Source organism: Bordetella sp. 2513F2, from assembly GCF_054642735.1.
On sequence record NZ_CM137755.1, the window covers coordinates 3736758 to 3760244 of the forward strand.

Annotated in this window: 20 protein-coding genes; 2 read left to right on the plus strand and 18 right to left on the minus strand. The window is 69.8% G+C overall.

Annotation, left to right across the window (positions count from 1 at the left end):
- Positions 1–25: 25 nt before the first annotated feature.
- From ACYBYQ_RS17655 to tssJ, 6 genes are all read right to left on the minus strand, one after another.
- Positions 26–1705 carry a hypothetical protein gene (locus ACYBYQ_RS17655; protein WP_459615748.1) on the minus strand — a complete coding sequence of 560 codons (1680 nt, stop codon included), beginning with the start codon at positions 1703–1705 and terminating at the stop codon, positions 26–28.
- A 21-nt stretch (positions 1706–1726) separates the two neighbouring features.
- On the minus strand, positions 1727–2443 hold the full coding sequence (gene tagF / locus ACYBYQ_RS17660; protein WP_459615749.1) for a type VI secretion system-associated protein TagF: 717 nt from the start codon (positions 2441–2443) through the stop codon (positions 1727–1729).
- A gap of 8 nt (positions 2444–2451) precedes the next feature.
- A complete protein-coding gene (tssM, locus tag ACYBYQ_RS17665; RefSeq protein ID WP_459615750.1) occupies positions 2452–6066 on the minus strand; it encodes a type VI secretion system membrane subunit TssM in 3615 nt (1204 codons plus the stop codon).
- Complete coding sequence (locus ACYBYQ_RS17670) at positions 6063–7346, minus strand: DotU family type VI secretion system protein (protein ID WP_459615751.1); 1284 nt, start codon at positions 7344–7346, stop codon at positions 6063–6065. The genes tssM and ACYBYQ_RS17670 overlap by 4 nt, the downstream gene beginning before the upstream one ends.
- A 10-nt stretch (positions 7347–7356) precedes the next feature.
- Positions 7357–8691 carry a type VI secretion system baseplate subunit TssK gene (gene tssK / locus ACYBYQ_RS17675; RefSeq protein ID WP_459615752.1) on the minus strand — a complete coding sequence of 445 codons (1335 nt, stop codon included), beginning with the start codon at positions 8689–8691 and terminating at the stop codon, positions 7357–7359.
- A 75-nt stretch (positions 8692–8766) separates the two neighbouring features.
- A complete protein-coding gene (gene tssJ / locus ACYBYQ_RS17680; protein ID WP_459615753.1) occupies positions 8767–9273 on the minus strand; it encodes a type VI secretion system lipoprotein TssJ in 507 nt (168 codons plus the stop codon).
- A 262-nt stretch (positions 9274–9535) separates the two neighbouring features.
- Between tssJ and ACYBYQ_RS17685 the strand changes: the two genes are divergently transcribed.
- Entirely contained in the window at positions 9536–9919 is a 384-nt protein-coding gene (locus ACYBYQ_RS17685) for a TssQ family T6SS-associated lipoprotein (RefSeq protein ID WP_459615754.1), read from the plus strand.
- Between the two features lie 36 nt (positions 9920–9955).
- Complete coding sequence (locus ACYBYQ_RS17690; RefSeq protein WP_459615755.1) at positions 9956–10792, plus strand: FHA domain-containing protein; 837 nt, start codon at positions 9956–9958, stop codon at positions 10790–10792.
- Positions 10793–10804: 12 nt separating this feature from the next.
- On the opposite strand, the gene tssH is transcribed toward ACYBYQ_RS17690, so the two are convergent.
- The 12 genes from tssH to tssA form a co-directional block, all read right to left on the minus strand.
- The gene (gene tssH / locus ACYBYQ_RS17695; protein WP_459615756.1) at positions 10805–13435 is read right to left on the minus strand and encodes a type VI secretion system ATPase TssH; all 2631 of its coding nucleotides are present in this window, start codon (positions 13433–13435) and stop codon (positions 10805–10807) included.
- 41 nt (positions 13436–13476) lie between these two features.
- Positions 13477–13860, minus strand: a complete 384-nt coding sequence (locus ACYBYQ_RS17700) for a DUF2195 family protein (protein ID WP_459615757.1) — start codon at positions 13858–13860, stop codon at positions 13477–13479.
- On the minus strand, positions 13850–14371 hold the full coding sequence (locus tag ACYBYQ_RS17705; RefSeq protein WP_459615758.1) for a DUF2778 domain-containing protein: 522 nt from the start codon (positions 14369–14371) through the stop codon (positions 13850–13852). The genes ACYBYQ_RS17700 and ACYBYQ_RS17705 overlap by 11 nt, the downstream gene beginning before the upstream one ends.
- The gene (gene tssG, locus ACYBYQ_RS17710) at positions 14368–15420 is read right to left on the minus strand and encodes a type VI secretion system baseplate subunit TssG (protein ID WP_459618817.1); all 1053 of its coding nucleotides are present in this window, start codon (positions 15418–15420) and stop codon (positions 14368–14370) included. The genes ACYBYQ_RS17705 and tssG overlap by 4 nt, the downstream gene beginning before the upstream one ends.
- A 92-nt stretch (positions 15421–15512) precedes the next feature.
- Positions 15513–16169 (minus strand): DUF3540 domain-containing protein, encoded by a 657-nt coding sequence (locus ACYBYQ_RS17715; RefSeq protein ID WP_459615759.1) that lies wholly within the window; start codon positions 16167–16169, stop codon positions 15513–15515.
- A gap of 29 nt (positions 16170–16198) precedes the next feature.
- On the minus strand, positions 16199–18100 hold the full coding sequence (gene tssF / locus ACYBYQ_RS17720) for a type VI secretion system baseplate subunit TssF (protein ID WP_459615760.1): 1902 nt from the start codon (positions 18098–18100) through the stop codon (positions 16199–16201).
- Positions 18100–18654: a type VI secretion system baseplate subunit TssE gene (gene tssE / locus ACYBYQ_RS17725; protein ID WP_459615761.1), complete on the minus strand. Its 555-nt coding sequence runs from the start codon at positions 18652–18654 to the stop codon at positions 18100–18102. The genes tssF and tssE overlap by 1 nt, the downstream gene beginning before the upstream one ends.
- Positions 18654–19475 carry a type VI secretion system accessory protein TagJ gene (locus tag ACYBYQ_RS17730; protein WP_459615762.1) on the minus strand — a complete coding sequence of 274 codons (822 nt, stop codon included), beginning with the start codon at positions 19473–19475 and terminating at the stop codon, positions 18654–18656. The genes tssE and ACYBYQ_RS17730 overlap by 1 nt, the downstream gene beginning before the upstream one ends.
- Positions 19476–19564: 89 nt before the next feature.
- On the minus strand, positions 19565–20032 hold the full coding sequence (locus ACYBYQ_RS17735) for an Hcp family type VI secretion system effector (protein ID WP_459615763.1): 468 nt from the start codon (positions 20030–20032) through the stop codon (positions 19565–19567).
- A 75-nt stretch (positions 20033–20107) separates the two neighbouring features.
- A complete protein-coding gene (gene tssC, locus ACYBYQ_RS17740; protein WP_459615764.1) occupies positions 20108–21610 on the minus strand; it encodes a type VI secretion system contractile sheath large subunit in 1503 nt (500 codons plus the stop codon).
- A 21-nt stretch (positions 21611–21631) separates the two neighbouring features.
- Positions 21632–22192, minus strand: a complete 561-nt coding sequence (gene tssB / locus ACYBYQ_RS17745) for a type VI secretion system contractile sheath small subunit (RefSeq protein ID WP_459615765.1) — start codon at positions 22190–22192, stop codon at positions 21632–21634.
- Between the two features lie 40 nt (positions 22193–22232).
- Positions 22233–23270 carry a type VI secretion system protein TssA gene (tssA, locus tag ACYBYQ_RS17750; protein ID WP_459615766.1) on the minus strand — a complete coding sequence of 346 codons (1038 nt, stop codon included), beginning with the start codon at positions 23268–23270 and terminating at the stop codon, positions 22233–22235.
- Positions 23271–23487 lie beyond the last annotated feature (217 nt).

Consider the following 23487-nt stretch of genomic DNA (forward strand, 5'->3'; position numbering starts at 1 on the left):
CTGTGCGGCGGCCGGCGGCGTCGCCCTATTCGAACACGTGCGAGACCGAAGCCGGACGACCGCCCGAGACGTCCACCGTGACCTTGTAATCGGCCCCGGCCGGATTGCGCACCGTGATCGTGTGCCGCCCCGGCGGCAGCCGGAGCTGTTTGAGCGGCGGGCTCACGCCCTGCGGACGGCCGTTCACCAGGACCTCGCCCCAGGGCCGGATGTTCAGGCTGACGCTGGCCGACGCGGCCGGCGCCGGGGGCTCGGTCTTGGGGGGTTCGGCATTGGCCGGCGCTGCAGCCTGGCTGTCCGTTTCTGTCTGCGGCGGCGCGTCCGGGGTCTGTGTGGCCGCGCCCGCGGAAGGCTCGGCCGGCGTCGCTTCGGCAGATTCCGGCACGGCGGCGGCATCGGGGGCCTGGCCCGGCGCGGACGGCGTCGGTGCGTCGACGCCGGGCGGCACCGAGGGGTCTGCAGCGGGCGGCGCGCCGGCACCCGTGGCGGACGGATCCGTCGGCGCGGACTGTGTCCCGCTGCCTGCGGACGGCGCATCGCCGGGAAGCGGCGGCGGCATCGCAGGAGCCGCTGCGTCCGGAGGGGTATCGGCCATGCCCGCAGCCGGCCCCGGCTCCCCAGCCGGCGCTGGAATCGCAGCCGGCGCCGGCTCGCCGGACGAGCCCAGCGCAGGCGGCGCGGGCGGCGCAGGTTCGACCGCTGGGGGAGCAGGCGCCTGCGGCGCTGCGGGCGCCGGCGCGGATGGCACGGGAGCCTGGGCCACGGTTTCCGGCTGTTCCGGCTGCGGGCCGCGCAGCCAGAAATACAGCACGCCGGCCACCGCCACCAGCACCAGCCCGATCATGAGCACCGGCGCCCGCGCGGACCTGGCCGGATCGGCTTGCTGCGCCGCTGGCGCAGGGACCTCGTCCGCGGCGGGCGCGGGCGCATTGCGGGCGGGTGGCACGGCAGAGGCCGCCGCGGCGGATGCAGCCGCCGCCGTGGCGGCAGCGGCCTGCGGCTGCGCCGCAGGCGCGGGTTCCGCCGGTTCGGCCTGCGCGAGGGCTGCAGCCGCCGTGACCGGGCCTGCCGCGTTCGCAGGCGCAGCCGGCACGGCCGCTGCTTCGGGCTCGGCCGGCAATGGCTCCGGCTCGGCCAGCGGCAGACCCGCGGCGCGCGCGAACGCCGCCAGGTCCTGGGGCCGGGCCGAGGCATCGAACGCCAGGCCGGCATCGATGGCACGGGCGAAGTTGCGCGCGGCCGGATCATACGCCATGCGTTCGGCCAGGGGCACGTAATCTTCCCGCACGCAACGCTGCAGCGCGGGTGGCGGCGCCTCGCCGGTGGCCAGGGTGTAGGCCAGGGCACTGAGACCGTAGACGTCGGTCCAGGGGCCGCAGGGGGACCGCGGGTCGTCGGTGTACTGTTCGAAGGCCGCATAACCGGGCGCGCGCTCGGCCGCCTCGGCATCCGCCGCGGGCTCCAGCGGGCCGGCCAGCAGGTGCGCCCTGCCGGCGTCATCGATGCCGACCGCCGACATGGCGAGGGCTCCATGCACCCTGCCCTGGGCATGCAGCGGCGCCAGCGCGGCCACCAGGTCCGCCAGTATCTGGCGTATGCGGGCCACCGGCATGCTGCCGCTGGCCGGGAGCTGGTCCAGCGGGCGCGGCGTCCCGTGCCGGGTGCCGGCACCGCGTGTTTGCGCCGTAGCGGAAGAGGTGGTCATGCGGAGCCTCCGTCGAAAAGCCTATAGGCGCCAGGTGCTGAGCGCCGTGAACAGCCGCACGAACAGCGTCGCGTTCAGCGCCCCCCCGTGCACGTAGGTCTGCAGGGCGGCGCCGTCGGCCTGGTTGGTCCACCAGTAGCTGGTATGCGAACTGGGGTTGAAGCAGAACGGCAGGTCGGGCCAGCCCGCCAGGGCGCGCTGGGCGACCGGCGCACTTCCCGGACCCGGCCCGGCATTGAGGATCTCGAGAATGTCGCTGCCGGCCGAGCGCTCGGGCGGCTGCGCCGATGCCGTCGGTGGATTCAGCTGCAGCAAGTTGCGGTCCAGCTGTTCGGCAGCGCAGCCGTGGCGCACGGCGCTGAGCATGCTGGCGCCGACCTGGTGGTAGTAGTCGGACGCCCCCTCGAGGAGGCTGCTGTCGTAGGCATGCTCGGGCAGGGCCAACACCACGCACAGCGGATACGACCGCCCCACCCTGTCGTGGCTGGGCGCGATGCAGCCCAGCTGCACCACGCCGGCGCCCGGCCCGCTCGGTATCGCGAAGTTCCAGATCGGCGCCGTGGCGTAGGCGCGTTCGGCGCTGCCGTCGGGCACCTGCTTGAGGGCGGCCACGCCGTACTGCAGCCATTTGTCCCACCAGGCCACCAGCTCGCGGCCCAGCCGGCGATGCATGAAATCGCCGGCGGCGGGGATCTTGCCGTACCAGCCGATATCGTGGCGAAGTCCGTGGTTGCGCATGGCCGGCCTCACGAACGGCCGGGGCACGCGAACCCCTGCATTTCGGCGAGGTGGAACGGGCTCTTGACGCTGCTGGCGGTAATCTCGAGCACCACCTTGCGCCCGCCGATGTCGAAAGTGGCCAGCGTGACCTCGGGCGAACGGCCGCGTCGCAGCGCGGCCTTGTCCAGCATGCGGTTGAGGGCCCAGGGGCCGGTGCTGACCAGCCCCGCAGTGCCGGTCTGCGGCGTGAGCTCGATGCGTACCTGGTTGGTGCCGCGCGGGCCCGGCCACTGCACCGTGGTCGAGACCTGCGGGCCGTGCGCATAGCGCACCGCCTGGCCATCGACGTCCATCACGAACTGGGTGATCTCCGGGTCCATCTCCACAGGCCGGATCGAGACACGGTACGACGGCAGGTTGTTGCCGGCCATGAAGTACACGTCGCGGATCACGGCGGCGCGCTGGAAGGAATCGAGATAGGCGGATCGCTCGCCGGGCGTGCCGTCGATGTTCGGCTTGAAGCGCCAGCGCGATCCGGATACATCGATATGGTTTACCAGGTTCTGCTGGAAGAACTGGTCCATCATCCCGTTGGGGGCGAACAGCCGCGCCATGTCGTTGGGCGCCACGTCGCGGTCGGAGCGCGCGGAGAACGGATAGCGCCCGGCGATGGATTGCTGGCAGAACAGGCCTATCGTGGCATAGACGGTATCGCCCAGGCGCTCGCGGGCCACGCCCGACACTTCGTCGGCCGCGCCGGTCGAGAGATCGTCCAGCACGCTGCGCAGCGGCCCCGGCATGCGCCCGGCCTCGGCGCGCACCTTGGTGACCACGTCGGAGCCGGGCGCCGGGCTGCCGCTGCGCAATGCCGCGTCGGCGGCGGTGAGATAGGTATAGAGCTCGTTGAGCAGGCCGGCGGTGGCCATGATGGGCGCCGGCTGGCCATTGCCTTCGCTGCGCGCCAGGCGGCGCCACGGCTCGAAGTGCTGATCGACGATGCGCTCCAGCTTGTCCGCGCCCGCATCGGCCCGCTGGGCGCCCGACGGGCCGGTGGGGCCGAACATCTGCTCCAGCGCCTCGCGTGTGCTGCTGACGCGGTCGCGCGCCTGGTCCACCAGCGAGCGCTCGTCGGCGGCGGCATCGCGCAGCAGCGTGGTCTCGCGGCCCACGCCCTGCACCAGCTGCACCAGCGGCGATTCCGGCGCCGACAGGGTGCGCGCCATCTGGATGCTCTGCAGCAGCGATTCGCGCGGCGCCAGGGCCAGGTCGTTGAGGTAGGCGTCCCACTGGGCCACGTAGTCGTTGAGATACAGGCGGCGGATGTCGACGATGAGCTGCTCGCGCGCCGCCTGGTCGAGCATGCCGGGCGGCGCGATGTCCAGGACCCAGGCGTCGTCGCTGCGCAGGCGCTCGGCCACGCGGATCACGCGCGGATTGAACACCTCCCAGTAGCCGCGGTAGGTGTACAGCGCCGGAATGCCTTCGTTCAGCGGCTTGCCGCTCTTGCGCCGGAACACCGACGTGGCCTGCGGGCCGCCCAGCGTGACGGCGGTGGTGTCGGGCGTGGCGTCGGCGCCCGCGAGCAGCCGCCGCAGCCGGCTGTAGGCGCGCTGCGGCAGGGTATAGCGGGCCAGGCGCTCGCGCGCCTCGCTCACCAGCGCCTCGTCGCGCGGAAAGGGAGATGCCAGCACACGGCCCTGCACCAGGTTGCGCAGATGCAGCGACATCATGTCGTACTGCTGCCGCGTGTATCCCTCGGGCAGCGTCTGCTGCATGTCGGACAGCAGCCAGGCATGCATGAATTCGGCGTCGTAGCGATCGGCCTCGTACAGCATCAGGTAGGCGCGCAGCGCCTCGTAGCCGTATTCCAGGTCGTCGGGGCGGGCCTGGCGCAGGGCCGTTTCCACCCGGCGGGCCACCTGCGGCAACAGCACGTTGTCCAGCGTGTCGCGGTACACGCCCTGCACCGCCGCCTGCATCTTGCGCCCCTGGTACAGGCCGAAGCGGTAACCCATCGGCGGCGCATCGATCTCGAAGTCCTGGTGCCGCGGCAGATACCACAGGCTGTCGAGGAACGGCATCAGGCCGAGCACGTCGCCGGCGCGCGTGATCTTGATCTCGCGGCCCAGCTTCTCCACGGTGGGAACGCGGCGCGCCACTTCCTCGAGGTAGGCGCGGTTGTTGCCGTAGCTCACGACCCAGCCCCCGACCAGGGCCAGCAGCACCAGCGTGATGAGCCCGTAGCCGGCCCAGTGCAGGCGCCGATAGCGGCGCTCCCAGCGCAGGTTGCGCCCCGCCAGGCCGGCCTCGCGGAAGATCACGTCCTGCAGCAGGTTCTTCAGGAAGAAGCTGCGGCCCTCGCCCTCGGGGGGCGGCGGCACGGTGGCACCGGTGCCTTCGATGCGCAGGTAGCGCCGCAGGTGGCCCGTGACCTGGTCGAACGTCTCGCCGCCCTGCGTGCCGCTGGTGAAATACACGCCGCGCGGCACCAGCCGCGCCTCGAACTTGGAGGTCGCGAAGACGTCGCTGAGGAAATGGCCCAGCACCGACTGCAGGCCGGCGAACTGTTGCGGCAGCATGTAGGCCCGGGCGCGCCGCGCCGAGTCGGGCTCGGCGGCCAGGACCTCGGGCAGCGCATCGTCGAGCCGGCGCTGCAGCAGCCGGTATTCGGTATGGAAGGCCTGGTAGAGATCGAAATCGGGCTCCTGGCTGCGCGCATACGGCAGCGTGAAGCCCCAGACCTGGGCCAGGTCCTCGCGGCTGAACGAGGCGAAGTATTCCTCGAAGCCCGACAGCAGGTCCGCCTTCGTGACCAGCACGTACACCGGAAAGCGGATCCCCAGCTGCTCGCGCAATTCCTGCAGGCGACGGCGCAGCACGGCGGCGTGCTGCACCCGCTCCGCGTCGGACGAGGCGAGCAGGTCTTCCACGCTGACCGTGAGCATGGCGCCGTTGATGGGCTGGCGGCCGCGGAAGCGCGACAGCAGCCCGAGGAAGCCCTTCCACTCTTCTTCGTCGCCGGTGGGATCGCTTTCGTGGGTGGTGTAGCGCCCGGCGGTGTCCAGCAGCACGGCATCGTCCGTGAACCACCAGTCGCAATTGCGCGTGCCGCCCACGCCGCGCAGCGCCGTCTTGCCGAAGCGGTCGGCCAGCGGGAAATTCAGGCCGGAGTTCACCAGGGCGGTGGTCTTGCCGGAACCGGGCGCGCCGATAATCACATACCATGGGAGCTGGTACAGGTACTGCCGCGAGAAGCGGTCCAGCGACCAGCGCGCCGCCTTGCCGTCGAAGCGGGTCTTGCGCAGCAGTTCCACGGCCTCGTCGAAACGGCTCTCGAGCTCGCGGATCTCGGCGTTCTCCGGCTCGGGCGCGGCCTTCTCGGAGGCGGCCGGCCGCCGCAGCTGGCCCAGCAGCTGGGCATTGAGCCGGCCCTCGCGCCATTTGCGCCACAGCACCCGCAGCAGCCAGAAGGCAAACAGCGCGACGATCACGACGATGCGCGACAGCTCGGTTTCGAGCGGCCGCAGCGCGCCGATGGCCAGCAGCGGCCCGGCGATCCACACCAGCAGCGCCAGCGCCACGATGCCCAGGAAATTCCACAGCCCCCGGCTGAACAGGAACCCGAATAAGCGGTACATCATGGGCGAGTCCCCTCCAGCGTCTCCCCGCGTGCGACGGGCGGCACCAGCACGGTGATCTCCACGCGCCTGTTCAGCGCCCGGCCCGCGGCCGTGTCATTGGGCGCGACCGGATCGGCATCGCCGCGGCCTTCGGCCCTCACCCTGCCCGGCTGTTGCAGCCGCTCCTCCAGCATTTCCTTGACCACGTCGGCGCGCGCCTGGGAAAGATGCCAGTTCGAGGGATACCGCGCGGTGCGGATGGGTACGTTGTCGCTGTAGCCGCGCACGAGAATGTCTCCCTGGGTCTGGCGCAATGCATCGGAGACGCGCGACAGCACCGGCACGTAGCGGTCGCGGATCGCCGCCGAGCCGGCATCGAAGAGGCCGTCGCCGCGCAGCACCACCACGCTGCGATCGACTTCGTCGCGCACGGCGATGAGGTCCTCGCGGATTTCCGGCTCGAGGAACACGGCCAGGCGCGGCGACGGGGCGGGACGGCGCTCGGTGGGCGCGATCTGCACCGTGGGCGGCTTGAGCTGGTTGACCGCGGAGTACACGGCATCGGACCTGCCTCCCAGACTCCAGCTCAAGCCCCAGAACACCAGCAGCGCCAGCACGGCGGCCAGCGCTCCGTACACCCACAGCGGGATCGGCAGGCGGCGCAGCTCCTGCTGGGCCGGCGCGTCCTGCCAGTGCGGCGACAGCGCCCGGGGGTACTCGCCGCGCGCGCTGCGCAGGATGCGCAGCAGCCGCTGGCGCAGCGTCTCGAGCTGCGAGCGCCCGTTGTCGACCACGCGGTAGCGCCCCTCGAAGCCGAGCAGCAGGCAGTAATACAGCAGTTCGAGCAGGTCGAGGTGCTGGCTGGGGTTCTGCGACAACTTGGCCAGCAGCTGGAAGAATTTCTCGCCGCCCCAGGTCTCGTTGTGGAAGGTCACGAGCAGGCTGTGGGCCGACCACACGCCGTTGCCGCCCCAGGGCGTGAGGGCCGCGGCCTCGTCCAGGGCGGTGCAGAGACAGTAGCGGGCGCCCAGGATGGTCTCGTTCGGGATGCCGGCCTGCTGTGCGCGCAGCTCGAACTGCCGCACCTCGTCGAGCAGGTGCTCGCGCAGCATGGCGGGCGACGGGTGGGAGGCGGTCGCGCGTATCTGCGGTATCAGGTCGAGCAGCGGATTGGCGGCAGCCACCAGCGGATTGGAACCGCTGATCACGTACTCGTGCGGTCGCAGCCGGCTGGCAGCGCCGCCGTCCGGTGCGCCACCGCCGTCCAGCGGTCCGGCGAAGGGGGGATCGGAAGCGTGCATGGCTTGTTTCCTAGTCGCGCAAGGCCCAGAATTCCATCGACAGGCCCGGGAATTCGCCCGCCAGGTGCAGGGCCAGCGCACCCGTGCGCTCGAGCTGCTTCCAGAAGTCCCCGCTCTTGTCCAGTTCGAAGTAGACGTAGCCGGCGTTGTACGGGATCTGGCGCGGCGCCACGGGCAGGGCGCGCACCGTCACGCCCGGCAGCTGCAGATGCACGAGGTCGCGGATGCGGTCCACCGGGCCGATCTTCACCTGCGCCGGGAAGCGGCTGCGCACCATCTCGGCAGGCAGGTCGGCATGCACGGCCAGCACGAAGCCGGCGGTGCGCAGCAGTTCCGCGTCGGGGATCTGCGCGGTGCGCACGCCCTGGCCGCGGTCGTGCAGCGGAATCTGCACTGCGTGCTGCTCCAGCACCACCGACAGCGAACGCCGCAGCTCGGCCATGAGCGGCTCGAAGCTGGCCTGGAGATCGTCGTGGCGATATTCGGGCAACACCTGGGGCCGGCGGTCGGCACTGGTGTAGGAAGCCAGGTCGCAGGCCAGCATCAGCCAGTCGCGGAACAGGCGCTCGGGATGCATGGCCACCATCTGGCGCGCATGCCACAGCGCGCCCACGTAACGGTTCACCGTCACCAGCAGCATGAAGTCGGCGACCTCCGAGACGCCGCCCCGCCCGGCCTGCGACAGCCGGCCCGCCAGCGCCTCGCTGCGGGCCTCCAGCAGCCCGTACAGCTCGCCGGTGTAGGCGCGCAGGACCGGGTGCGTGTCTGCCGCCAGCCAGGGCGCGATGTAGGCGTCGTCGAGCACGACGCGATTGTCGGCGCGGCGCTCGACCACGCGGGCCACGGCCATTCCGACCCACTCGTCGCCCATGTCCTGCTCGAGCATGAGGCGCAGCCGCAGCCGGCCGAGCTGCAGCAGGGCGGGCTCCAGGCCGCTGGCGCCCGAGTCTTCTATGTCGGCTTCATGGACCTGGTAGCGCGCCAGCCCGTCTTCGTCGCCTTCATAGACGACCTCGGCGCCGCCTGCGCGGCGGCGCGGCAGCGCCAGCATCACGCGGGCATCATGCGTCTGGGGCGGGACGTCCAGCGCCGCGGGCGCCTCGTCGGGATGGTCGAACTCGAAGGGCGTGCCGTCGGGCAGCACGCCCCGGCCGCGGGTCAGGACGAGCTTGCCCAGGGACAAGGCGTCGCGATCGATCGCCACCTCGCCGAAGCCCCAGAAGAAGCCCTGCAGGTCCTGCGTACGCTGCCGCAACTGGGCTTCGAGGTAGCGTTCGAACTGCTGGAAATGTTGCGGCCGCAGGAACATCCCCTCCGACCAGACAACCTTATTCTTCTGTGTCATAGATACGCTTCATGTCATAGGGTGCATGCCCGGCGCCTTCAGGGAGAAGGCCGCCGGCCGGCGGGGCAGCCCGCGTCAGAACGGCCACCAGGACCGTTCCCGGTCCACGACCTCGACGCCCTTGCTGCCTACCGAGACCCTCACGGTTTCCTCGTTGGGCGAGAACTGCCATACCTTGTAGATGTTGGTGTTCTGAGGTTCGGGCAGGGGAATCACCAGGCGCCAGCGGCTGCTTTCCAGGTCGCGGTAGGCGGCGACGATGCCCACCACGCGCGCCTCGACGTTGCCCGGCTGGCTTACCTTGTACGTCTGCCCGGGCCGCAGGATGATCTGTTCGGTGTTGAGCAGTTCCTTGCCGAGCGCCGCCTGGGCATCGCCCTGCAGGGTGAAGAAATCGCGCGACTCGAACGTGCTGGGCGAGCTCAGCTCGTACACCGTGACCTGGATGGGCGAGGGCCGGCCGTTGGCGTCGGGATTGACGGCGGGGTCGGCATGCAGCTCGATGGCATACGGGACGGGCCGGCGGCTTGCCGTGGAGGAGCAGCCCGCCAATATCGCGGCCGCCGCCACGGCGGCCATCATTACCCGCAGTACGCCCCCCGCTGTGAACCCCTTTCCTGGCATCCTCTTTCCTGCTCGCTTGCCCACGGATCTCGAAAGCGCCTATGACAAGCGAAAAAAAGCACGTTGTCGTGAAAATAAAGAAACAGTTACGCCTGTTACGGGTCATGCCGGGCACTCTTGCGATTCGACATATTTGGCTTACCCACCATGATTGTTTCCGTCATGCTCGCCCGATATGATCGCGACAGGCCAGCTTTCCTCAACCCTAGAAAATACCAACATGACACTGCGAGCCTATTACGGCGGCATGGCCGCCACGGCACTCCTGGCGGGATGTGCCGCCGTGGTCGAACCCCAACCCAGCAAGGAGGCCCAGGACGCGCTGGAGCAGGTACGTGCCTCCTACGATGCCGGCCGCTACGGCGACGTGATCCGGGAGGTCGCACGCTCCGACGTGCTGGCCGACGCGCCCAAGTCGATACGCGTGGAAGCCCTGAAGCTGCAGTCCTTCAGCTACTGCGTCAACAACTATCGGGTACTCTGTGAAGACGGTTTCCGCCGCATCCTGGCCATCGATCCCACGTTCACGCTCGCGCCCGCGGAAGCCGGCCACCCGCAATGGGGCCCAGCCTACCAGGCAGCCAGGGGCGCACGCGGCGGCTGAAGCCCGCGCCGTGCCCATGCGTGCAGGAGACGCCACATGAGGCTTACGCTCACACAACGCAACGCCACGCCCGACGCCGCGGGCTGCCACGCCGAATTCCAGGCGCCCGGCGGCACGGTCGGACGCGGCGCGGAGAATCATCTGGTCCTGCCCGACGAGTCGGGCGGCATCTGCCGCGTGCAGGCGGTGGTGCGCGTGGGTGCGGACGCCTGCTACCTGCACAATCTCAGCAGCATGAGCTACGTGAGCCTGAACGACCGGCCCGTGCGGCAGGGCCAGGAAATTCCCCTGTCGGCTGGCGACGTGCTGCGCATCGGCCCCTACGCCCTCGAGGCGGCACTGGCCGGCAACGCGATTGCCGAGCCGGCCCCGGCGGCCGCTGCGGCCGCGCCGCTCGCGGATCCGGAAGCGCCGCAGCCCTTCCCGGAAGCCGAACCCGCTCCGGCCGACGCAAAGCCGGCCGACGACGTGTTCAGCGGCCTGTTCGGGCCCGGCACGCTGCCGGTGGGGTCGGCCCCCGAGGTCTCGGCCCATCCGTTCGAGCTGGATTCCGCCCAGGCCCGCAATGCCGAAGACCCGTTGGCGCACCTGCCGCGCGGCGACGCCAACGTGTCCGGCCGCACGCGGGATCCGCTGGACCTGTTCGAGGCGCCCCACGGCGGCGACGACGTCTTCGCCGACCGCACGCCCTCCACCCTGCCCTCGCATGACCCGCTGGCGCCGCTGCGCGCCGATCCGGTCGACGAAGTGCTGCGCGGCAAGCGCGACGAATCCGCCGACGGCCCCGCCGCGCGCGACCATCTGCGCGAATCCGGCGGTTTCCTGCGCCCGGCAAAGCCCCGCAGCAAGCCGCCCGGCCCCGATAAAGGCTGACCCCGGGGCCGCTCAGGCGTAGTCGTAGACGAATTCGCCCTCGGCGGCGCGCAGCCCGACCTTGCGCAGCGCCTCCCCGCCCAGCGCGGTCTCGAGCAGGCGGCGGCTGATCTGCGGCAGCACCGTGCCCGACAGGATCGCATCCACCATGCGGCCGCCCGACTCCACCTCGGTGCAGCGCCGCACCACCAGTTCGGTCGCGCTCGGGTCCACCTCCAGCATCACGCCATGGTTCTCCTGCAGGCGGCGCGCCACGCGTTCGAACTGCAGCGCCACGATGCGGCCCAGTTCGGCGTCGGAAAGCGGCAGATAAGGCACGGCCACCAGGCGGCCCAGCAGCGCGGCGGGGAACACCTGCAGCAGCGGCTGGCGCAGCGCGCCGGCCAGGGCCTGCGGATCCGGCGCCAGCTCCGGGTCGGCGCACAACCGCGCGATCAGGTCGGAACCCACGTTGGAGGTGAGCAGGATCACGGTGTTGCGGAAATCGATGTAGCGCCCCTCCCCGTCCTCCATCCATCCCTTGTCGAACACCTGGAAAAAGATCTCGTGCACATCGGCATGGGCCTTCTCCACCTCGTCGAGCAGCACCACGCTGTGCGGGCGGCGGCGCACCGCCTCGGTCAGCACGCCGCCCTCGCCGTAGCCCACGTAGCCCGGGGGCGCGCCCTTGAGCGTGGAGACGGTGTGCGACTCCTGGAACTCGCTCATGTTGATGGTGATGAGATTCTGCTCGCCGCCATACAGCGCCTCCGCCAGCGCCAGCGCGGTCTCGGTCTTGCCCACGCCGCTGGGCCCGCACAGCAGGAACACGCCTACGGGCTTGGCCGGGTCGGTGAGCCGTGCACGGGAAGTCTGGATGCGGCGGGCGATGGCCTCCAGCGCATGGCGCTGCCCGATCACGCGCTGCTCCAGGGTATCGGCCAGTTCCAGCACGGCGCGCGCTTCGTCGCGCACCATGCGGCCCACCGGGATCCCCGTCCAGTCGGCCACGACCGACGCCACGGCCGCCGCATCCACGGCAGGATGGATCAGCGGCCCCTCGCCCTGTCGCGACTGCAAGGCCTCCTGCGCGCGCCGCAGTTCGCCGCGCAGGGCGTCGGCCTGCTCCGCGTCCGGCGGCGAGCCTGCGTCGTCCAGCTGGTCGCGCAGTGCGAAGATCCGCTCGGCGAGCTCGGATTCGGCCTGCCAGCGCGCCGCCACGTCGGCTTCGTGCGCCCGGGCCGCCTCCAACGCCGATTCCAGCCCGGGAACGCGGGCGGGGTCGCCGCTGCCCAGCCGGGTTTCACGCCGGGCGATGGCCAGCTCCATCTCCAGGGCCTCGATGCGCCGGCGCGCGTCCTCGAGCTCCGCGGGCACGGCATGCTGGCTCACCGCGACGCGCGCGCATGCCGTGTCGAGCAGGGCCACGGCCTTGTCCGGCAGCTGGCGCGAGGGGATGTAGCGATGCGACAGCCGCACGGCGGCATCGATGGCTTCGTCGAGCAAGAGCACGCGATGATGCCCCTGCAGCGTGTCGGCCAGCCCGCGCAGCATCAGCACGGCGCGCGCCTCGTCCGGCTCGTGCACCTGGATCACCTGGAAGCGCCGTGTCAGGGCGGGATCCTTCTCGATGTACTTCTTGTATTCAGACCAGGTCGTGGCACCGATGGTGCGCAGCTGGCCGCGCGCCAGTGCGGGCTTGAGCAGGTTGGCAGCGTCGCCGGTGCCGGCCGTGCCCCCCGCGCCGATCAGCGTATGGATCTCGTCGATGAACAGCACGATGGGTTGCGGGCTGGCCTGGACCTCGTCGATCACGCCGCGCAGGCGCTGCTCGAACTCGCCCTTGACGCCGGCGCCCGCCTGCAGCAGCCCGATGTCGAGCAGGCACAGCCGCACCTCGCGCAAAGGGGGCGGCACGTCGCCGGCCGCCAGGCGCAGGGCCAGCCCTTCCACCACGGCCGTCTTGCCCACCCCGGCCTCGCCTGCCAGCAAGGGGTTGTTCTGGCGCCGCCGCATCAGGATGTCGACGATCTGGCGGATCTCCTCGTCCCGGCCGGTCACCGGATCGAGCTGCCCGGCGCGTGCGCGCGCCGTGAGGTCCACGGCATAGCGCGACAGCGCGGACTCGCCGGCGGCGCCCGGCGCGGCCGGGCCTTGCGCAGCCTGTGCCGCCGCGGCCTCGGCGTCCTCGGGAGAGCCCGCCACGAGTTCTTCCAACCGCTGCATCAGCACGTCGGGGACGATGCGCTCGAACTGCGCCGACATGCCCGTGAGCACGTTGCGCAGGCTGTACGTCTTGACCAGCGCCAGCAGCAGGTGGCCGCTGCGGATGCGGACTGCCCCGTAGCGCAGCGAGCCCAGCACCCACGCACGCTCCACGGCATGGTCGACGTGTTCCGAGAGGTCGGATACCGAGCCGGCGCCGCGCGGCAGCTGGTCCAGGGCTTCGACCAGGTCTGCCTGCAGGCCCGCCATGTCGAGGGAGAACGCGCGCGCCACGCGGTGCACGTCACCGTCCTGGCCCTGCACGATGGCGTGCATCCAGTGCACCAGCTCCACATAGGGATTGCCGCGCAGCTTGCAAAACGCGGTGGCGCGTTCCAATGCCTGGTACAGCAGGGGGTCGAGTTTGCCGAAGAGGTCGGCGCGGCCGATGTCGGACATGATGCTCCGGATAGCGGATACGGTCGGGGGGAAACGGGAAATCAGTCAGGCGTGGCGCAGCTCAGCGCCAGCACCACCGGGCGGTCGCCCACCAGCGCGGCATCCGTGGCCAGCGGCAGCGTGCGCGCGCCGGAGCGCCTGGCATTGACCACGCCGGATTGCGTGGCGCTGCGCGCGTCGCCGTCGAGGACCACGCTGGCGGTGTATCCCATGAGGGCAGACTTGCAGCCGCATTCGCCGATGGGCCGCGCCACCTGGAGGTCGACCTGCTGCAGCAGCACGCCCTGCTCCTGCGTCTGCAGTCCGGGCTGCACCGCCACGCAGGCCTGCAGCGGATTCTCGACCGAGACCGGGCCGGCGACCGCCGGCCCGCAGGCGCCCATCAGCCCTGCCAGCAGCATCGCGGCCCCATGCTTACTGGACATGCGTGCCTCCGTTGGTGCTGCGCCCGGGCACGTACTCGACCTTGACGATCAGGGAGTCGCGGCGATAGGTGCGCACATATGTGCGCAGCAACGGGAAGATGCGCCCCTCCACCTCGATGCACCCATGGCTGTAGCCCTTGGATGAATCGTGCAGGTAGAAGCCGCCGCGGATGGGCGCGCAGCGGTTGCGCGTGGCCGCGTCGGCCGGCTCCATGCGGGCACGGTTGTAGCCCCAGTTGGCCCAGTAGGGTTCGCAGTCGCCCGCAGCCGCGCCGCGCGGGATGGTCTGCATCCCCCAGGCGGCCGACAGGTTGCAGACACCGCGTCCGTCGTCCTGCGCCGTGCCGCGATCGGTCAGCAGCACGCGGTAGAGGCCTTCCGGGATGGGGCCGAAGTCGCGCACGCAGAAATGTTCGGGAGACTGGTGGTCGGGCAGTCCGCTGCTGGCGCGGAACTTGCCGTGTCCGTTCCAGGCCAGCACCTGGCCGTCGTAGTGCATGTCGTAGGTCACGCCGTCTGCTCCTCTTGCTTGGGTTGCACCGGCCGGGCCGCGCGACTCGCCTCGCGCAGCCGGCTCTCGTAGTCCAGTACCAGTTCTCCCGCGTCCCCCTGCGCCGCCTGCCGCCGGCCGAGCCAGGAAGCGAGCCCCAGCGGCACGGGTTCGCCCAGGTGCACGCCGCGCACTTCGCTGCGCTTCAGGATGGGGCGGACATCCCACGCGAACTCGATGCCGACGTAGTCGCGCACCCAGTGCGTCAGCTGCCTGGCGCGCTGTGCGCCGGGCAGGAAGGTGGCATGATCGGCCCGGTCCAGGGGGCCGATCTCCAGCCGGAACTTGTGCTGCGCGTCGCGCACGGCCACGCCCAGCACCGTATCGCGGCCCAGGCCGGCATTGCCTCCCAGCGCCAGCTGCTGGCGCGGCTCCAGCCGTATCCATTGGGGCACGAACTCGCGCACCCGCACGGGCAGGCCGAAGAACGTCTGCAGGATGCAGCGCAGGCCTTCCGGATTGCGCGTCTGGCGCAGCAGGTGGCCCGCCATGTAGTACTTGGCGTGGTCCATCACGCTGTCGCGCCGCCGCAGCGACGCAGCGCCCATGTGCAGCAGGCTGGCCACATACCGGCTGAAGCGCTCCTCGCCGCGGTCCAGGCTCACCGTGCTCTGGGCATCGGCCCAGGCCCGGTAGAAGAGCAGGATCATGCGGTGATGGAACACGTCGGCGAACGCCGTCAGCGTACGGTCGCCGAAGTGATGCATGCGTTCCCGGGCGTGCTCGGTCAGGTGCAGGGGCAGCGGGCCGTTCGGCCCGAACAGGCCGAAGCTGTAGATCGACAGCTCGGCCGGCGCGCCGCCGCGCGCAGCGCGCGCCGACGCCAGCGTGGCAGGCGCGAAGGCCAGGGAAGGCTCCTGGCGCAGCCGCACCGGCTCGTTGCGCGGCGAACCGTCCCGCCCCAGCGGCATGCGCGCGCCCGCCCGCGCGTCGATCCAGCGCAGCGCGTGGAACAGGTCGTGCGCATAGGGCTCGCGTTCCAGGGCGCGCCAGAAGCCGTCCGGCAGCATGTCGGCCGCCCTGTGCGGGGCCTCCGGCGGCCCCGCCGCCTCGGCGTGTACGGGCGCCGCGGCGTCCGCCTCGGGACTGGACACCTGCATGCCTACCCCATGTGGATCTGCTTGGCGTCCACCTTGACCAGCTTGTCGGCCGTGACCATGGTGTACGAAGCGTGCACGCGGGCGCTCTGCTCGGCCTTGACGTCCAGGTTGCCCACGCGCACGTGCTCGACCTCGCTGGCCATGCGGAACATCAGCCGGCTGAGGTGCGAAATGCGGTCCACCACGGCCTCGTAGACCTTGCCCACCAGGCGCAGCGTTCCCACCGTGGCATTGAGTTCGGACGCGACGTAGCGCGCGGTGCCCGTGACGCAGTCGGCCTGTTCGGCACGCACCTCGAGCGAGCCGGTCTCCATCCGGACGGCCTTGCCGCTGGCGAGGTTCAGGTCGCGCGCGGCTTCCAGGCTCACGTCGCCGCTGCGCGAACGCAACAGCAGGCGCCCTTCCACGTCCAGCGTGGCCGCCGATGCGTCGGCCTGCTCGATCACGGCGATCAGGTAGACGCGGCCGGCATCCGGACCGCTGATCAGCACGCTGTCGCCCTCGGCCGGCGCCAGCAGGCAGCTCGCGGCGCGCTTGGCGCGCCATTCGCGGCCGTCGCACAGCACGACGTAGGCGTCGTCCTGCACGCGCAGCACGGTGCCGATGAGGTGGATGGGGTCGTAGGCGGGATAGATGCGTTGTACGGCAGTGGTCTGCATGATGCGTCCTCGTCGAACCTGCTGCGGCCCTATACCGCGGGCCGGCGCCCCATGCGGGGCTTCCATCGGGCGATCTCGCCACGCTGCAGCGTGGACAGGACCAGCTCCGACATCATGTTGATGGAAACGTGGCGGGCGAAGAACTGCTCCAGCACCGCGCCGAACAGGTAGGGGCTGATGCCCGAGAAAGCCGACTCATCGACCTGCAGGTCGATGCGCACGCCCCGCCCGTACACCATGGGCCCGGCAACGGGCAGGCGATGGTGCACCGGCGTGGCCGAAACGTGCCGCACTCCCGAGATGTGCTTGCGCACCACCGGGTCTGCGAGGTTGCCGTACACGTTGAGCATCTCGCGCAGCGTCTCGGCGCCGCGCTCGGAATCCACGTCGACCAGGCTCAGGTAGTGCAGGCCCAGGTGGCTGATGAGCTGCCACGCCGCCGCATCGTCGGCCAGCGCCGACACGGGCCGGGACGGGCCGTGCAGCACCTTCACGGCCTTCACCGGCGCCGACACGCGCAGCGTGAAATCCGTGTCGCCGCCGAGCGGCAGCAGCATGGGCAGGTCCCGGTTGGTGCACAGGGTGTCCAGCGTCAGGTGGCGCAGCTGGCCGGAAAACGGCGCGTCGCGCTGGTCCACCAGCGAGATGTGGACCTCGCTGCCGGTATAGCGCGTGCGCGTGCCGTAGCGCCGCCCGGTGTCCGAGATCAGCCGCGGCTCGCGGCGCAGCGAGAAATAGGCGCCGTAATCCTCGGCGTCCGCGCCGAACGAGCCATAGAACGGCCGGAACTCCTGCTCCGGCTGCTGGGCCGATGCGTGGCCCACCACCTGCGTCACGCCGTAGACCTCGAAATCGAGCGGCCGGGTGCGGTCCACCACCACGTGGTATTCGTGGGTGCGCGGCGTGATCGCGACGCGGTCGGCGCGTCGCTCGAACAGATTGATGACGGGCGCGCAATGCAGCGCCAGGTTCTCCGCGGAGATGGCGCCTTCCAGCTCGGGCGCGGCGGCCGACAGCAGCAGGGTGAGGTCGAAGCTGCGCGTCTCCGGCTGCGGGTTTCCGGCCCGCGCTGTGCGCAGGCCCTGGCGCAGCCCGTTGATGCTGAAGAACAGGTAGCGCCGCGGGAACGCGAAATATTCCTGCAGCAGGCGATAGCCCTGGAAGACCCGCGCATCCACCGGCAGCAGGGCCTGCTCGTCGTCGAAGCCCTCGTGGCGCACGGCATCCGCCGGCATGCGGTTCATCCAGCTCACCGGACGCGCGCTGTCGTGGCCCAGCACGGCGACCGTATGGCCCATGATGAGCTCCATCAGGCGCTGCATGGGGAGGTCCTGGCCGTTCAGGTAGAACACCAGCTGGTCCAGGTCCAGTTCCTCGAGCTGCACGCCGCCGCACAGTTCCAGGCGGATGCGCAGCGCGCTGACCACGCGGCTGCCGCGCCCCGCCAGGCCCAGCCTAGCCAGCGGCAGGTCGGGCGGCGGGCCGGAGAACTCGGCCTGCGCGACGCGCAGCGGCCAGAGCTTGACGGCGTGGCCGGTGGCGAACTCGCAGGCGGTCTGCTCGCCGCGCGGCACCCGGCCGCGCAGCAGCGTGCCGCGCGGCAGCTCGAAACCGCCGGCCAGCGTGCCTTCGTTCATGCTGGGCGCGAACTGCACCACCGCCATCGACGGCGTCGGCGCCAGGTAGTGGGGATGCACCACCTCCAGCAGCCGCTGGGTGAAGCGCGGGAACTCCGCATCCATCTTCATGTGGATGCGTGCGGACAGGAAGCTGAACCCCTCCATGAGCCGCTCTACGTACGGGTCCGCCACCTCGGTGCCGTTCATGCCGAGGCGGCCGGCCACCTTGGGATACTGGCGCGCGAACTCCGCGCCCATCTCGCGCAGGTAGACCAGTTCGCGGTTGTAGTAGTCGAGCAGCCGGGTATCCATCACGCGCTTCCCAGGTCGCGCAGGTCCATGTGCCCGCTCTCCAGGTCGATGTCGGTGCGGAACAGGAACTCGAGCGGATGCGGTACGCACCAGAGCATGCCGCGGATTTCCATGCTGAGCACGTTGTGATGCTCCAGCGCGGTGGGCTCGGTGATGCAGCGCACCTCCACCGAGGAATCCAGGATGCGCGGCTCGAAAGCCGCGATGGCGCGGCGGATGGATTCCTCGACATCGACCCAGTCGATCTCCGACATGCGCCGTCCCGCCATGGCCCGCACGCCGAAATTCACCGTGGACATCGCCGCCGACGGATGGGCGGAGAGGTCCTGCGTGGATTCCAGGTTGACGGTATTGAGGAGCCAGCGCAGGTCGCGCAGCACGGCCGCGCGCAGTTGCGCATGCGTCAGCAGCGAAGCCTCCGGGGCCTCGCTGCGCCGCGCCGGCTCGTCGTCCATGAGGCGATCGAGCAGCGACGGCTGCAGGCGGTCCCGGGCCACCCTGTCGTCATGCGACAGGCGGCCCGAACCGCGCACATGCGGCTCGCCATGACCCATCAGCCCTCCTCCTGCTCCAGGCTCCGGATGTCCAGGAGCGCGAACTCGCCGGCATCCGTCATCCACATTTTCTGGCCCTGGCCGGCATACGTGTCGTCCGCCAGGGGCCGCCACTCGGTGACGCGGCCCAGGCAGAAGCGCTCGTCCTGCCCGGACAGCGCCTGCCCCGGCGGCGCGGGATAGCGCGCCGGGACCAGGCCGTGCAAGGTGGGGCCCGAAGCCAGCTCGACTTCCGCCCGCGCCCACACCACGTCGGACAGGCCTTCCGGCTCCAGCAGGCTGACGCGGCGCAGCGCATCGAAAGGCAGCCAGCCGTAGCGGCCGCCCGTGATCAGTTCGAAAACCGGGCCGAGCCGGCTGTCGCCATCGCAGATCCAGGCGTATGCGCTGGTCTCGGGCTGGACGGCCAGCCGCAGCGTGCCGGCGCGCGTCGGCGCGGCTTCCAGCGCCTCGGCGCGCAGCGAGGCGGCACGCCCGGAGTCGTCCGCATCGGCCGCCAGCGCCTGCAGCAGCAGGTCGCACCAGGCGGGCCGGCCGGCGGGGAACGCGGGCTCGCCGTTGCCGCCGAGCACGGCTTCGCGCTGCGCCTCGGCCAGCATGGCCTGCCCGTACAGGGCGGCCATGGGCTGCGCAGCCGGATTCAGTTCGGCGCACAGCCGCAATTGTTCGGAGGCGCGTTTCCAGTCGCCCTGCACGGCCCGCAGCTGGAAAAGCTGGGCGCGCAGGTCCGCGTCGGCAGGGGCGCTGCGCACCCGCGCGGCCACGGCCTCCAGATGTTCGGTCAGGGTGCCGTCACGCAAGGACACGGTGGGTTGAGGCATGGCTTAGGTCCTGGCACCAGTAGGGGTAGGGGAAAACAACGCGCCGCGGATACCCGATCCGCGGCGCGCGGTCGGCAATCGTGGCGCGATCAGCCGATTTCTTTGTTCTGCTTGATGTCCCAGGCAACCAGGCTTTCGGCGCCCTTGCCGCCGGCTTCCGTCTGCTCCCAGTATTGCTGGCGCACCTTGGCAGCCTGGAAGGCGTAGTTCACCACCACGGACTCCGAGCCGTTGTCGGCCGAGATCTGCACCGAGGTCACCAGCACATCCTCGAGCGTGATCTTGCTGTACTCGACCTGCTGGCCGCCGGCCTTGCAGACGGACAGCTCCACCTTGCTCAGGTGCTTGCCGCTGGCGCAATGCTTCATGACGGCCGGAGCGGCCTTGTCGATGCGCGCGACGACGTGCAGATCGTTGAAGCTGGCCTTGCCCGCTCCCTGGCCTCCGCCGGTGGCCAGGTTGGCCGGTTGGGTTGCGCCCCATGCGAACGAGACGATGTCCGTCCAGTTCTTGTGATTGGCGTCCTTCGACTCGCCGCTGGCGCCATCGATTTTCATGAACATGTCAACAGCCACTTCTTCTCTCCCAGAGTAATCACAGCGCTAGGCCCCCCTAGCTACGAAATGGAGTCCTCACCCTTCGTTCTGCTTCAACGAAGGCAGCTTGGACACAAGGCGCAGCGACACCGTCAGCCCTTCGAGCTGATAGTGCGGCCGCAGAAAAAACTTCGCCGAGTAGTAACCGGGGTTGTCCTCGATCTCCTCGACCTGGACTTCGGCGGCCGCCAGCGGCTTGCGCGCCTTGGTTTCCTGTGACGAATTGGCCGGATCGCCGTCGACGTAATTCATGATCCAGTCGTTGAGCCAGCGCTCCATGTCGTCACGCTCGCGGAACGAGCCGATCTTGTCGCGCACGATGCACTTCAGGTAGTGCGCGAAGCGGCAGCAGGCGAACAGGTACGGCAGGCGCGCCGCCAGCTTGGCGTTGGCGCTGGCGTCCGAGTCGTGATACTCGGCCGGCTTCTGCAGCGACTGCGCCCCGATGAACGCCGCGAAATCGGAATTCTTGCGGTGCACCAGCGGCATGAAGCCGTTCTTGGCCAGCTCGGCCTCGCGGCGGTCGCTGATGGCGATCTCCGTGGGGCACTTCATGTCCACGCCGCCGTCATCGGTGGGGAAGGTGTGGCACGGCAGGTTCTCCACCGCGCCGCCCGACTCCACGCCGCGGATGGACGTGCACCAGCCGTACAGCTTGAACGAACGGTTGATGTTGGCCGCCATGGCATAGGCCGAGTTGGCCCAGGCGTAGCGGTCGTGATTGGCGCCGTCGGTGTCTTCCTCGAAATCGAACTCGTCCACCGGGTTGGTGCGCGCGCCGTAGGGCAGGCGCGCCAGGAAGCGCGGCATGGCCAGGCCGATGTAGCGCGAATCCTCGGATTCGCGCAGGCTGCGCCAGGCGGCGTATTCCGTGTTGGTGAAGATCTTGGTGAGGTCGCGCGGATTCGACAGCTCCTGCCAGGAGTCCATCTGCATCACGTTGGGGGAGGCGCCGGCAATGAACGGGCAGTGCGCTGCGGCCGAAACCTTGGCGATCTCGCCCAGCAGCTCGACATCGGGCGGGCTGTGGTCGAAGTAGTAGTCGCCCACCAGGCAGCCGATGGGCTCGCCGCCGAACTGGCCGTACTCTTCCTCGTACACGCGCTTGAAGATCGGGCTCTGGTCCCAGCCCACGCCCTTGTAGCGCTTGAGAGTGCGGCCCAGTTCCTTCTTCGAGATGCACATGACGCGGATCTTCAGCAGCTCGTCGGTCTCGGTGTTGGAAACCAGGTAATGCAAGCCGCGCCACGAGCCTTCGAGCTGCTGGAAATCCGGGTGGTGCATCACCAGGTTGATCTGCTCGGACAGCTTGCGGTCGATTTCGGCGATGATGGCCTGGATGGTCCGGTAGGCGTCCGACGACACGGCCACGCCGCTGTTTTCCAGCGCCTGGTGGGCCAGCGTGCGGACGGCGTGCTCCACCGCCTCGCGGGCCTGGTCGGTCTTGGGCTTGAATTCCTTCTTGAGGAGGGCGGACAGGTCGTCCGCCTCGAGCATCTGGGCGTCGGTCGCCTTCGCGCGATTGGCCACTGCGGTCATGATTCTCTCCGTGGTCTCGTCTTAGTTGCCCGCATCCGGCTTGGCGGAATCGTCCGGCGCCGCGCCGGACTGGGTCTCGTCCGGTTTCGGCGCGGCGGCCAGGGCGTTGAGCAGTTCCGGATTCTTGAGCACCCGGCCGATCAGTTCCTCGGCGCCGGTCTTGCCGTCCATGTAGGTGAGCAGGTTGGCCAACTGCGTGCGGGCCTGCAGCAGTTCGTCCAGCGCCCCCACCTTGCGGGCCACGGTGGCCGGGGAGAAGTCGTCCACGCTCTCGAACGTGATGTCGATGTTCAGGTTGCCCTCGCCGGTCAGCGTGTTGGGAACCTGGTAGGCCACGCGCGGCTGCAGCGACTTCATGCGCTCGTCGAAATTGTCGATGTCGATGTCCATGAACTTGCGTTCATTGATCTCCGGCAGCAACGACTCGGACTTGCCCGCGAGGTCGGCCATGACGCCCATGACGAAGGGCAGCTGGATCTTGCGCTCGGCGCCGTAGATCTCCACGTCGTACTCGATCTGTACGCGGGGCGCCCGATTCCTGGCGATGAATTTCTGGCCGCTGCCTTTTATGCTGGTTGCCATGTGTTTTTCTCCTGAATGTTCCTGCTTGAACGCCCGGCCTTCATGCCTGCGGGCCGCCATCGGCCTCGCGCGGTATCCATGATTCGAATTGCTCCAACCCCTGCGGCGCCAGGTTGCGCAGGATGTCGTGGAAGCCCAGCGGTATGAGTTGCTGCGCACGACGGATCAGGTAGGGCGCCGGATGGCTGGGCTCGTGCGCATCGAAGTACTCGCACACCTTGGTGAGCATGGCCGCCGCTTCCTCGCGCGAGCGGATCTGCACGTCCTGCCAGCGTATGGCCACAGGCGCCTCAGGGGCGGCGGGCGCCCCCCCGCCATCCTGCGCCGCCGCCGGCGGCTCGGCCACGGGCACCGGCTTGGCCTGGATGTCCTGCCAGACGCGCTGCACGGCGTCCAGCGCGCGCAGCACCGCGGCGTAGTCGGGGCACCATGCGGCACCCAGCCGCACCGTGGACTGCTCCTGTATGCGGCGCAGCGCGGCGGCCGCCTGCTCCACCGCCATCACTGCCGCATCGCCTTCCAGCCACGCCTGGCGCAGGTTCTCCACCAGCCGGGCGCGCCCTCCCGGGTAATCGGCTTCCGTCTTGCCGCCATCCAGCAGGGACTCGGCCTCGCGCAGCGCCAGCCGGCCATGCATGTCGTCGAGGAGGCAGGCGGAGCGCGCGCTGCGGCCGCAGCCCTGCATGTCGCCGAGCGACGCCAGCGCATTCATGCGCGGCATGGGGTCTTCCTCGCCATCGACCGACGCGCGGGGATGCACGTCGTCCCAGTAGCGCTCGAGTGCGCCGGCGGCCAGCGCCACGCCTTCGGCATAACCGGGCAAGCCGCGCATCTCGGTCCAGGCCTGGGTGAGGTAGCTGATGATGCGCAGGTCGCGGGTGCGCTCGAGCAGGCTCAGCGCCAGGCGTTCGACCGCGCGCCAGTCCGGTGGCTGCGCAGGAATGATGGTGGCGCCGAACTGCTGTTCGCTCTTGCCCACCGCCGCCTGTTGCAACTGGAGGAAGTCGGCGTCGTACTCGAGATCCTCACCGCACGGCAAACTGGGATCGAGCGTCTTCAGAATGTCGGCAAATTCCATAGTGTTCTGAGCCTGCGCGGAGCATCCGGCGGCCTGGTTTCACTGCATGCGCTCGTGACGCGTTACATGCCCGAATTCTATGCACAGCCCTCGCGGGAGCCGATGACATCTAACATGCACTGTTTTTTCTTACGTTCTGTTAACAACCTTGCAAATATTCCAACATCTTCGTCAGGGGCAGAATTCACTTTCTGTAATATTCATGCCCTCTGATGAA